Below are 10,203 nucleotides of genomic sequence, written 5' to 3' on the forward strand. Positions count from 1 at the left end.
GCCCTGGACTGCCGCGGCGCGCCCCCGCCTTGCAAACGTTGATCGGGACGGAGGAATGGTCCCGCGATCGATCGAACAGAGGAATGGCGGGATAAGAGCGTGGAACACGCATCATCACTCCTCCCACATCCACGCGGGCAGCGCACGGCCGATCACGCAAGATGCCGGCAAGAACCCAAAGTATCGGCCATCAAGAGAGTCACGAGACTGCCAGTTCATGAGAAAGAGCTCGCCGTCGCCGACGACTCGGCACCCCTGCCACTTCGGCAACGGTCGGCCGCGTCCATCGCGATCCTGCGCCTCGCCCATTGCAATGTCATCGACCGAAATCGTGAGCCCGATTCGGCAGACCGTTTGCCCTGGCAGCGCCAGGATCCGCTTCAGCATGGGGACGCCGAGCGGCAGATAGCCGTTCAAATCGAGGAAGGTCGCAAGCGGCTCCGGTGGCTGAACGGCGACCAACTCGGTGATATGGAAGCTCCCCACCGGTCTTAAACGATAGAGACCGATTGGCACACTCGCCGATACATTCCAAATGTAGAGCGGAAGCGGCTTCAGGGCGAGCGTCGCAATGAGCGCGGCAGCCGCCCCCAACGTCGCGGTCACCGTCTTCATGCGGCTGGTCATCGCGTTATCCTCTGACGGTAAAGCCAGGCCTGATGGCGTGCTTTCGTATACGGGCGCGGGTTTTCGTTGACGGACAGGCGGTTGTGAACGTGGTGCCAATGATCAGGCGCGACATCAACCGGATCGATGCCGAGCGCATCAACGGCATCGATCATCTGCAGCACGCGCTCGACTTTCGGCCAACCTGACAGACGCAGCAAAATCTCTCCGCCGGGGGTCACGTAGGGGATGGTGGAGCAGCGCTGTCCCGGAGCGACTGCACGCAGGATGTCAATCCGCGAAATGATCGTGCCAAAGTCGCTGGAGGTCCAACGGACGAAAGCAAATATGCTGCCGGGCGCAAATGACAGGACGCGCCGATGGCGATCAAGCTTCCGTTCCTTGACGACGCGACCGAACCGAATGCGGTTTTCGATCCGCTTCTCGAGCCACAACACTTCCACTTCCGTGAGATCACTCATGCCGCGGCTCCCCGAAGCAGGAGCTGGCAGCCGAGAGCTTTGGCTCTGTGCAGAGCGTGTACGGCCAGCAAAGGCAGGCTAGTCAGTCGGACTGCCGTTGCCGCACGCCAACGGGCGCTTTCGGTCTGCTTCGTTAGGAGAAATCCGAAGGATTTCCGGTTAGTGCAGTTAGAGCGGCTGGAAAGCGCGGAAAAATTAGCTCTTAAGCTCAATTCCCGTCCGCGATAGCACGAGGATCGGGCCCCCGATAGCACGAGCTGATTCACAGATTATCCTCCGAATTGGAATGAGACCGCGGCCGCGCAAGCGTGCCGTTCAGCGATCAACTGGCGAAGTTGCGAAGTTCAATCCGCTCGCTGCCGTTCCGGTCAGCGACGCTCTTGGCCCGCATATGGGCGCAGTACCGGGTGCTTCTTGGCCGGCAGCACGGTCCCCTTTCCGGGATCGGAGGTCGACGTCTTGGCACCGCGGTCGGCCCACGCTTTCAGGTCATCGACGGCGTAGACAACACGTCCGCCGATCTTCCGATAGGTCGGTCCGGTACCGTACGTGCGATGTTTTTCCAGCGTGCGGCCGGACAGGCCAAGATATCTCGCGGCCTCAGGTGTACGCAGGAAGCGCGGGGGAAGACCAGCCATTGGATCGGGCATTTGAGAACTCCAGGAGGACAGCGCACTACGCTCGGCCAGGCCGGCGTGTGTGCGGTCATCATGGAGAAGCAAGATCTCGGAGGGGGATGCCGAAGTTTGAGGGGGACAATTTTCGGCACCCCTTAGGACTGCACTACTCGTCCTTGCGCGCGGGCCGCAGGAGTTTGCGGTAACCGTCGCGCATCAACGCGAGGCCGCCTTGCACTAAGCGGATTGTTCGATTGCGCAGATCATGCGTCTTCCAGGCGCGATCTGGGATGCGCTTCTTGCCGAACAGCGCTTCGGCGATAATGCGATAATTGCCACCGGCGCTATGCGCATCGAGCGCGCGGATCGCGGCGCTCAGGCGTTCGCGACGCTGCCTAGATAGCGTGTGAAATGCCGGACCTGGCGCGCGTCCATTCATCGCGCGCCACAGCCGTCTGGCTGCAAAGGCACGCGCTTCGAAATTGGCATCAAACGGCAGTTCGGCTGCATATGAGGCGCCAAGCACCGCCGGGTCCTTGGACCAGACACGGTGATCTACCGCACCGATGCGCAGCACGGCATGCCAGCCGTCGGCGGCGCGCCGCACCTGACCTGCTGTAAGGTCGAGCAGTGGCTGAGACAGCGCTCTGTCGTCGCCGGCCATTGCTACCTTGACCGGAATGACAGCCGCCAAAACCTCAGGCGCCCAAAAGATCGTCTGCTCGTCGAAAGACCTCTGCGGGTCATGAGCGAAAGCAGATACCCCATTTCCTCCTGAATGCGTCAGTCACCTCGCCGTTCGGGCTGCTGGCCATCATCACCTCGTAGTCACGCCGATAGTCGACGTTACGGCGCAGACATTCCCAGGCGATGTCGGTAACTTCGGCGTCTTGTAGGCTCTTGTAGGAATCCGGCGACCGCCAGTCGAATTCAGGCATTGTTTTCGCCCCATTGCACGCTGCTGACAATGATTGCGCCGCAATAGGTATGAACGAGGCGGTTGTAGGAAGTCCCTAATTTGGCACCACGTGGTGCACCGGAGTGACCACGAGTTGGCAAAAGAAAATGGTTCTGCCTGCGGCGCTTCAGCCGATGATTTTCTTCTATTTGGAGCTGGCGCCACGTAATAGGCGGCCCTGCTCAGTCACCCATTTAGCGCGTGCAAGATGACTCTGATATGCGCTTCGAGCACGGTCCGGCTCCCGCTGCGAATCAATATGCAGCACGATTCGAGCGACTTCCATCCAATCAGCCCCTTCGCTTTCGGCTTGCAGAAGGCGCATGTAAGTCACCAGGTGCCGCTCATCGTAAGCGGTGAGAATTTGATCTGCAGGCGCAGCATCGGCGACGTCTGGGTCGAGCGGCGGCTTCCTCATAAGACTCCACGCCTTAGATAGATAATTTCTAACACGCGGACCGGAAGGAGCAGAACCGTTGAAGATGGCGCGAGCCGTCCGGAGGGCGTTTTGTCGAGAATACTCCGTGGTGAAATACTCTTCAAGGCCGTGCCCTCTCGCGTATGGATATACGCGAGATACTTGCAATCAACCTGCGGAAGCTCCGGCAGGCCCGTGGTTTGTCGCAAGAGGAATTGGCTCATCGGGCCGAAATTGACCGCACATATATCAGCGCACTGGAGCGAAGCGTGTATGCCGCGGGCATTGACGTTGTCGATCGGCTCGCGCGCAGTCTGGGTGTCGAGGCCGCCGACCTTCTCATTCGCCCGCCCACAACGACCAACAAAAAGACGCGGGGGCAGGCCGACTGATTGATTTCGAGCCGCTTGATCCGGCGGCCGGTTCGCGCTCACGAGGCGGTCTCCACCAAGACCATCAAGCGCGTCCATGACGTAACGCCAATGCAAACTGCGCCGACGCAAGCGAAGACTTCACGCCGGGCCGGCGAAAACACCTGGATATGGGACACCGCGAACGCCGCGATCGTGGCTCGGAAGGCGGAGGGCCGAGTAGCAGCAAAGGCGACCCGGCCGAGGGCTAGCGTCGGCGTACCCCTTGCGCTACGCAGCGCGCGCCAACGAGGCCGGCGCCCGTCTGAAACGCCGTCATCCCGATACTCGGACTGGACCCGCACCTAGCATTCCTTTCGACGGACCAAGGCGACCTTGACGATCTCCCGCCGTACGGACCTTCTGGGGGGAAGATCGAGAGCACCATTCCATATCTGCGCGTCGAGGTCAGCCCACGCCCAACGATAGCAGAGAGATTGACGTCTGACTTTGTGAGCAGAGCAGACGTGCTCCGTGCTGCCCTCACGCTATGCGCCGGCTTCGGACGACACGCCGTCTCGGATTAAATTTCGCGATCTGGCTGTAATTGGGGTCAGAAGATAAAAAGGATCGCCGTTGTGCGCAAAGTGTTTCAGGTGAAAGCGCCGATAGACGAACAATCAACAGACTGAGCGACTTGACGCTTGTTCCCCAGGGTGGAAATGTCCCTGCGCATTAAATTTCCTATTTGGTGATCCAACATGAAGATTAAATCGGCTGCTCTGTTGGCGGCAATTGTACCTTGTTTTGTCTTAGGGAATAATCCCGCTGCAAAAGCAGCGGAGATAGTATGGACGCTCCACGACGTGGCACTCCAAGACTCTTCCTTCTACTACCAATATGGGTATAGAGCGACGGTGAGCGGTAGCTTCACCATCGATACGAACACCGGCAATCTCAATTCGTATCAGTTCACGACGACTACTGCCGTTTACAACGCTCCGGGTTTTTCGACTTTTTTCCCAGGGGCTGTTTATCCGGGCCCAGAACCGGGCGCAACTTTCAGCAACTTTAGCGGCTGCGGCCTTTATTACTGCTATTATGGTCCACCCAGAGCAAACTCGGGTCAAACCTCAGTCTATGTCGGCTACGCTGATGGCGAACCAGTAGCTGGTTATTTGCCGAGCTATCATACCCATGAGTTGGAGCTGGATTTCTCGGGCTCGCTGAACATGCCAGGGACGATTGACTTACTCGGCAGCAGCTTTGAGCGTTGGGATAGCTACGCTGGTGGTGATCTTTATAAGCGTTACGCGACATCCGGTTTCGCAACCTCGGCCGTCGTGGGAGCCGTCCCAGAGCCGAGCACATGGGTGATGATGATGCTCGGTTTCTGCGCGGTAGGCTTTGCTGGATACAAGAGCATGGATAGACGAGCGATCGCCTGATATGCAGAGCCAATAGAGCCGCCTCGGGCGGCTCTTCTTTTTCTGGCAGAAATGAGCGACAAGACACTCTGCCGAGGGCAAAGCACTCGCAATACGCGTGGGTCACAACACGCGAAACTCAGATTGGGCAAATCTGATCTGCTCTGCCGCGATGAGCGGAGCTCCGAGAGACAGAGCGCAACTTCGCGGATGGGCCAAGCAGCTGCGCAGTGGCGATGCGGCATGGGTAGGCTTCTAAGGAACCCCGCCCGATTGGGTCGGACGGGGCTTTCTTGACGGGCGCTCTTATTCGCCGGGCTTGCGCGGTCGCGTCCATAGAAGGGTGTAGCCCTCACCGCCTTCGTCATCGAACAGGTTCGCGTAGATCGGCGCGTTGAACGAGGGGTCGTCGAGCTTGAGCGAGAGGTAATCGCGGCCTTCCTCGGAATGCTTCGACCAGGCGGCGCCGATCTCGGCCCGGCCCACGTAGACGCGGTGGCTGGGGGTGTTGTCGTTGGACCGGTTGCTCTCGGCGACGATACGGACGCCCCTGGTCTGCAGGCTGAGGGTGACGATTTCGCCCTGGAAATCGTTGCCGACCTTCTTGAAAGAACCAATGTTAGCCATGTCACTTCTCCTGTTGTGTTTCGAGCCCGCGACCACCGCGGCCTCGATGGCGATCTAGGGCCGAGGACGATCGGCGACGCACCCCGCTGGGGCCGAAGCGCAGCGGAGGACGTCGTTGAGGCGACTTTCTTGTTTCGCGAGGAATGGGCGAAGCCCAGGGGAAGAAAGTCGCATCAACGGCGTTGCGGCTCAGACGATCGAGGCGAAGCCGGTCTTCGGCCAGATCAAGCCATCAACGAGGCCACGTGCGTCCGCGTGCTGAACCACAATCTCACGGAGAAGCGTGGCTACATCGGTTTTGATGAACAAGAGGTCGGAACGGTTCAGCGGGGAAAGAGAAACAATCTCCTGCAAAAGGCGGCATCGTCTGCCAAGAACCAGTCCAGATAAGATCGCTATGCGGCCCCTGCGGGGACGGACCGAAGTCTGCAGCTTTGTCGAGGGGTTCCGAACAAGACGGCCTCTCCGGCGCTCAGTTTTCGATCCTTCCCGCTCACTGCACCGATTACGCTTACGTTTTTGATGATGAAGGTGGAAAGCGGTCATCCCTGGGGCCACGCGGCTGTAAGACCTAGTTAGGACGGGTTCTCCCCCTCATCGAAGGGCGGTGCTCCACAAGAACCATCAAGCGCGTCCATGACATAACGCCAATGCAAACTGCGCCGACGCAAGCGAAGACTTCACGCCAGGCTAGCGAATACACCCCAATATGGGAGACCGCTAACGCCACAGATAGCGGGCGACGGCGGCGGGAGCAGCGAATGCTGTGGCGATCGCGGCTCGCAAGGCGGAGGGCCGAGTAGCAGCAAAGGCGGCGTGGCCAAGGGCGAGCGACAGCGTACCGCCGGCCGTTGCGCTTCGCAGCGCGCCAATGAGGCTGGCGCCGCTCTCTAGCAACGCCTCATTCCGATACTCGGCACGACGAAGAACGACGGGGCATACTTGCGAGCTGGAGAATCGCCCAACAGACGAAGGCGAGGCCGAGTGTGGAGACCAAGCCCAACAGTGAGCATGGTGGTGGCTCCATGGGGAAGGATGTACCAGTTGCGCCTTTCCACCACCACGGCGCAACTATGGACGAGACCGAAACGAGGGGCATTTGCCGCGCGAGCAATTCCGCCTCTGGAGGCGAGAAGCCGGCGCTCACGCGCTGCCGGACCTCCACACGGGGATGCCGAGCCGCTTCGCCTTGTCCGCGAGGTTGTCCTGGATTCCCGTGCCCGGGAAGTGCATGACGCCGATCGGCAGGAGTTCGAGCATGGCGTCGTTGCGCTTAAATGGCGCTGCATTGGCATGCTTCGTCCAGTCCGGCTTGAAAGCGATCTGTGGCACCTTGCGGGTAGTCGCCCATTTGGAGGCGATCAGTTCTGCACCCTTCGGGGAACCGCCATGGAGCAGCACCATGTCGGAATGCTTGGCGTAAACCTTGTCGAGGCGATCCCAGATCAAGTGGTGGTCGTTAAAGTCGAGCCCGCCAGTGAGTGCGATCTTCGGTCCTGCCGGCAACAGGACCTCGGTTTCGGCCCGGCGCTTAGCTGCGATGAAGTCGCGGGAGTCGATCATCGCTGCGGTCACCGTGCGGTGGTTCACCAGCGATCCTGATCGGGGGCGCCAGAATGAGCCGGTGTGCGTTTCAAAGCGCTCTACGGCCTGGTCGCGGAAGAGCTCCAGGCAGTTTCGGCGCTCGATCAACGTGATGCCTTCGGCCGTCAGGCGCTCGAGCTCGATCGATCGGACTTCGGAGCCGTTCTGCTCGCGCTGACTCTTCTGTTGCGCCTGTTCGTTGTCATCGAGTTGGCGACCGATCCGGTCGACGGCACGATGGAACAGGTTGACAGTCGACCAGAGCAGATCGTCGAGGTCCGGCTCGAGCCGCGTGTCACTCAACGTGGCGACCAGGGCATCGAAGATGTCCGCGACCGCGACGCCGATGATCTTGCCGTCGGGAAGCGGTCGTGGATCGGGCTGGTCGTCGAAGGGGCGATAACCGAAGAGCTGCAATTCGGTCAGAACTTGATCAGTTGGAGAAGAAACGTGCGGCGGTTCGATGTCTTCATGGTCGGTCATGAGAGCGGTCCTTGCCGGATCGGCCGCGCCCATCGCGGCCTTCGTGGCGATCACCCAGACGGCAGGCGGAACGGGCCAGAACCCGGAGCGACTTGTCCGCCGAAGCTCGGAGGGCGTAGGCGGAAGCCGAGGGCCGAAGCGGCAGCGGAGGATGGCGACAGGCCGGCTATTTTGCTTCGCGATGCAAAGCGCGCCGCTCAGAAGCTAATGTGTCTTCATCGCCAGCGCGCGGCGGAAAATAGCCGGTCGCAGCCATTGCCGGCCAGAGCCGCCTGCCGTCCGATCGCCCTCTAGAAGGCCCTGGTCGCGTGCTCTTCCGGAATTGGACGCGCCGCGAGCGACCTCTGACTATCGAACCACAGGCTATTCCGCAGCTACCGTTCATGAATGCAGAAAGCGGACGACGTCCTCTGGTACGAACTGAAGCCGCAACGCTGCCCGGAGGGCCTCAAGGCCGAAGATGTGCAGATCTTCGTTGAAGTCGCCTAGCCGAGGCGACAGCGGAATCGCTTCAACGCCGATCGCTTCAGCCCGCCGGGTCAGACTTTCCTGTACGGCATGTCCCGCGGCATCGTCGTCGCGTGCAATATAGAGCCGGCGCAGGCCAGCTGGCAGTAACATGGCTGCGAGGTGATTAGCCGAAAGCGCAGCCGCCATGGGCAACGTCGGCAGGGCGTAGCGTAATGACAGGATGGTCTCGATCCCCTCGCCGACAGCAAGTACGTCATCAACCACGCCGAAGCGAACTGCGTTGCCCAAAAGACAGCCCATGGCGCGCCGAGGCGTGTCAATCGGAGCCTTGCCGAGCCGCACGTCATCAAAGCCGTCTGGATCGAGCCAGGTGCGATGGGCACCGGTGATCTGCCCATCGAGGTCCGTGACGGGGGCTATCATTGCCGGCCATGTTTCTGTCGGCGAATGCTCGTCCGGCCGATAGTAGCAACGGGGGTGGAAGCGGAGGCTGTCACCATGGTGGATGCGAGTTATCCCGCGGCGCTGCAAGTACGTCTCAGCCAGCGTCCCTTCAATCGAGCTGGACATCGCAAAGAGCCGACGAGCCGCCTCTTGTGAACCGATCGGCGCCGGGGAACGAACCGATTTCGGTGCCGGCTGCTGCTCAGAACGAGGTAGATTGAGAAAGCGCCGCGCCTCCTCGGCGACCTCGTGGAAGTGTCGCAATCTCATGCTTTCCTGTATGATGTCGAGGAGATCACCATGCTCGCCCGTTGCGGCGTCGGTCCATTTGCCAGCAGGTCCCTTCGATGATTCCTGGAGCCGTACGAATAACGAGCGGCCCGGCGAGTTGTGGACGTCGCCGACCACCCAATATCGCCCCGCTCGCTTGCCGCGGGAGAGATAGTGTCTGCACACCGCCTCGGCCTCTCGCGCGAGGCGGCGTGCCAGTTCGGAGGCATCGCTTGACATTTATGCAGCCTCGCGTTCGCTGATGCGAGCCACCGGAGAGGTGTCATCGGGGAGAGCTGAATCCAGCGACGCGGGCTCAATGGACTGCGGAATGAAGCCGAGCAGATAGTCCGCAGCCTTGCTCGCCTGCGAGGCGGCGCGCACGATGGCCCTGACGTCTTCGCGCAGGACTTCAAGCCAGGAGCCGATATAGTCGGCGTGACGCACCGTCGGGACGATGCCGAGCGCCGCGCAGCTGAACGCGGAACTGAGCTCGGCGATCAGTTCTTCGAAAGCATATTTCTTTGTACCGTAGGATCCGCTTTGGTCGCGGTTGAGACGCGAGGGATGCCCGGTCGCATGACCGAGTTCATGCAGCGCCGTGCGATGCCAGTTGATAGGTTCGAAATAGGCCTGCGGCGCCGGCACCTGAACGAAGTCTTCGCTTGTTGCATAGAATGCGCGATCTCCACCAATCCGAAATGGAATTCCGCTGGCTTTGATTAGGGCGTCGACCGTGGGTTCGATGAGGCCTGCCAGTGGGGGCGGCGCAGCGCTGGCAATGCGATCGGGCAGATCTTCGCACTGATCGGTGTTGAAGACGGTAAACCGTTTGAGAAATGGAATCGCTTGCGCCTCTTGGCCGGTTTCCGCGGCGCGTCGCTTCTCTTCGTTCGGCACGAACCGATCCGCGTAGACAACAGTGGTGCCGCGCTCTTTCTTGCGAACGTGGCCGCCAAGGGAGAGCGCCTGACGAAATGTCAGCCAGCTTTGACCGGTGAACCCGTGTTCGATCACAGCTCCCCAAAGGATGAGGATGTTGACCCCGCTGTATTGCCGGTTGGTCGAGGCGTTGGTCGGCATGGCCAGCGGCGCTTTCGCCGCGGCCGAGCCCCAGGGCTGAACCCAGGGGACACGTCCTGCCTCAAGCTCGGCAATGATCTTCTCGGTGATTTCCTGATAGAGGTTCGCCCGGTCCTGGCCGGCGCGCGCGCAAGCTTTAGGGTTTGACATCGCGGGTCTCCGCGACGGGCACCGCGAGCCTCTCTCGCAACTTGTAACCCGTCACGGAAAAACCAGCCCGCACTCTTACTCTCAGCCCCTTGTTCAATCTGCCAGGCCACGGGCCTGATCCGGCGTGCGCCACGGCGCATCGCCATCGGGAATGGCACCCACAGGAGCGTGAGCATAGCGACGCCGAAGGCAGCACGCGGGACCGAGTGCAGCGACGAGACCGGTTCAATCGC

Annotated in this window: 13 protein-coding genes; 2 read left to right on the forward strand and 11 right to left on the reverse strand. The window is 60.7% G+C overall.

Annotated elements, in window-relative coordinates; translation table 11 throughout:
- Positions 1 to 114: 114 nt before the first annotated feature.
- From IF809_RS37125 to IF809_RS37150, 6 genes are all read right to left on the reverse strand, one after another.
- Positions 115 to 627, reverse strand: a complete 513-nt coding sequence (locus tag IF809_RS37125) for a S26 family signal peptidase (RefSeq protein WP_453982786.1) — start codon at positions 625 to 627, stop codon at positions 115 to 117.
- Positions 624 to 1,088 carry a DUF2840 domain-containing protein gene (locus IF809_RS37130; protein ID WP_453982785.1) on the reverse strand — a complete coding sequence of 155 codons (465 nt, stop codon included), beginning with the start codon at positions 1,086 to 1,088 and terminating at the stop codon, positions 624 to 626. Before IF809_RS37130 ends, IF809_RS37125 begins: the two co-directional genes overlap by 4 nt.
- 368 nt (positions 1,089 to 1,456) lie before the next feature.
- On the reverse strand, positions 1,457 to 1,738 hold the full coding sequence (locus IF809_RS37135) for a helix-turn-helix transcriptional regulator (RefSeq protein ID WP_092295092.1): 282 nt from the start codon (positions 1,736 to 1,738) through the stop codon (positions 1,457 to 1,459).
- 133 nt (positions 1,739 to 1,871) lie between these two features.
- Complete coding sequence (locus IF809_RS37140) at positions 1,872 to 2,369, reverse strand: DUF2285 domain-containing protein (protein WP_462839967.1); 498 nt, start codon at positions 2,367 to 2,369, stop codon at positions 1,872 to 1,874.
- A gap of 79 nt (positions 2,370 to 2,448) precedes the next feature.
- On the reverse strand, positions 2,449 to 2,643 hold the full coding sequence (locus IF809_RS37145; RefSeq protein WP_462839968.1) for a transcriptional regulator domain-containing protein: 195 nt from the start codon (positions 2,641 to 2,643) through the stop codon (positions 2,449 to 2,451).
- 165 nt (positions 2,644 to 2,808) lie between these two features.
- Positions 2,809 to 3,081, reverse strand: a complete 273-nt coding sequence (locus IF809_RS37150) for a DUF2285 domain-containing protein (RefSeq protein WP_462839969.1) — start codon at positions 3,079 to 3,081, stop codon at positions 2,809 to 2,811.
- 143 nt (positions 3,082 to 3,224) lie between these two features.
- Here IF809_RS37150 and IF809_RS37155 point away from each other — a divergent pair, with 143 nt between their 5' ends.
- Both IF809_RS37155 and IF809_RS37160 read left to right on the forward strand, forming a co-directional pair.
- Positions 3,225 to 3,473 (forward strand): helix-turn-helix domain-containing protein, encoded by a 249-nt coding sequence (locus IF809_RS37155; RefSeq protein ID WP_462839970.1) that lies wholly within the window; start codon positions 3,225 to 3,227, stop codon positions 3,471 to 3,473.
- A gap of 719 nt (positions 3,474 to 4,192) precedes the next feature.
- On the forward strand, positions 4,193 to 4,879 hold the full coding sequence (locus IF809_RS37160; protein ID WP_462839971.1) for a PEP-CTERM sorting domain-containing protein: 687 nt from the start codon (positions 4,193 to 4,195) through the stop codon (positions 4,877 to 4,879).
- Between the two features lie 285 nt (positions 4,880 to 5,164).
- Here IF809_RS37160 and IF809_RS37165 read toward each other — a convergent pair whose 3' ends face one another.
- The 5 genes from IF809_RS37165 to IF809_RS37185 form a co-directional block, all read right to left on the reverse strand.
- Entirely contained in the window at positions 5,165 to 5,485 is a 321-nt protein-coding gene (locus IF809_RS37165; RefSeq protein WP_462839972.1) for a DUF736 domain-containing protein, read from the reverse strand.
- Between the two features lie 189 nt (positions 5,486 to 5,674).
- Positions 5,675 to 5,839 (reverse strand): hypothetical protein, encoded by a 165-nt coding sequence (locus IF809_RS37170; protein WP_462839973.1) that lies wholly within the window; start codon positions 5,837 to 5,839, stop codon positions 5,675 to 5,677.
- Positions 5,840 to 6,628: 789 nt separating this feature from the next.
- A complete protein-coding gene (locus IF809_RS37175; protein WP_462839976.1) occupies positions 6,629 to 7,552 on the reverse strand; it encodes a DUF2493 domain-containing protein in 924 nt (307 codons plus the stop codon).
- Between the two features lie 381 nt (positions 7,553 to 7,933).
- The gene (locus IF809_RS37180) at positions 7,934 to 8,977 is read right to left on the reverse strand and encodes a DUF7146 domain-containing protein (protein ID WP_462839974.1); all 1,044 of its coding nucleotides are present in this window, start codon (positions 8,975 to 8,977) and stop codon (positions 7,934 to 7,936) included.
- The gene (locus tag IF809_RS37185; protein ID WP_462839975.1) at positions 8,978 to 9,970 is read right to left on the reverse strand and encodes an ArdC family protein; all 993 of its coding nucleotides are present in this window, start codon (positions 9,968 to 9,970) and stop codon (positions 8,978 to 8,980) included.
- Positions 9,971 to 10,203 lie beyond the last annotated feature (233 nt).

This window comes from Bradyrhizobium sp. UFLA06-24, assembly GCF_054967145.1.

Excerpts from the sequence above, each read along its gene's own strand:
- IF809_RS37125 (WP_453982786.1), bottom strand. The coding sequence starts at position 627 with ATGACCAGCCGCATGAAGACGGTGACCGCGACGTTGGGGGCGGCTGCC.
- IF809_RS37130 (WP_453982785.1), bottom strand. The coding sequence starts at position 1,088 with ATGAGTGATCTCACGGAAGTGGAAGTGTTGTGGCTCGAGAAGCGGATC.
- IF809_RS37135 (WP_092295092.1), bottom strand. The coding sequence starts at position 1,738 with ATGCCCGATCCAATGGCTGGTCTTCCCCCGCGCTTCCTGCGTACACCT.
- IF809_RS37140 (WP_462839967.1), bottom strand. The coding sequence starts at position 2,369 with ATGGCCGGCGACGACAGAGCGCTGTCTCAGCCACTGCTCGACCTTACA.
- IF809_RS37145 (WP_462839968.1), bottom strand. The coding sequence starts at position 2,643 with ATGCCTGAATTCGACTGGCGGTCGCCGGATTCCTACAAGAGCCTACAA.
- IF809_RS37150 (WP_462839969.1), bottom strand. The coding sequence starts at position 3,081 with ATGAGGAAGCCGCCGCTCGACCCAGACGTCGCCGATGCTGCGCCTGCA.
- IF809_RS37155 (WP_462839970.1), top strand. The coding sequence starts at position 3,225 with ATGGATATACGCGAGATACTTGCAATCAACCTGCGGAAGCTCCGGCAG.
- IF809_RS37160 (WP_462839971.1), top strand. The coding sequence starts at position 4,193 with ATGAAGATTAAATCGGCTGCTCTGTTGGCGGCAATTGTACCTTGTTTT.
- IF809_RS37165 (WP_462839972.1), bottom strand. The coding sequence starts at position 5,485 with ATGGCTAACATTGGTTCTTTCAAGAAGGTCGGCAACGATTTCCAGGGC.
- IF809_RS37175 (WP_462839976.1), bottom strand. The coding sequence starts at position 7,552 with ATGACCGACCATGAAGACATCGAACCGCCGCACGTTTCTTCTCCAACT.
- IF809_RS37180 (WP_462839974.1), bottom strand. The coding sequence starts at position 8,977 with ATGTCAAGCGATGCCTCCGAACTGGCACGCCGCCTCGCGCGAGAGGCC.
- IF809_RS37185 (WP_462839975.1), bottom strand. The coding sequence starts at position 9,970 with ATGTCAAACCCTAAAGCTTGCGCGCGCGCCGGCCAGGACCGGGCGAAC.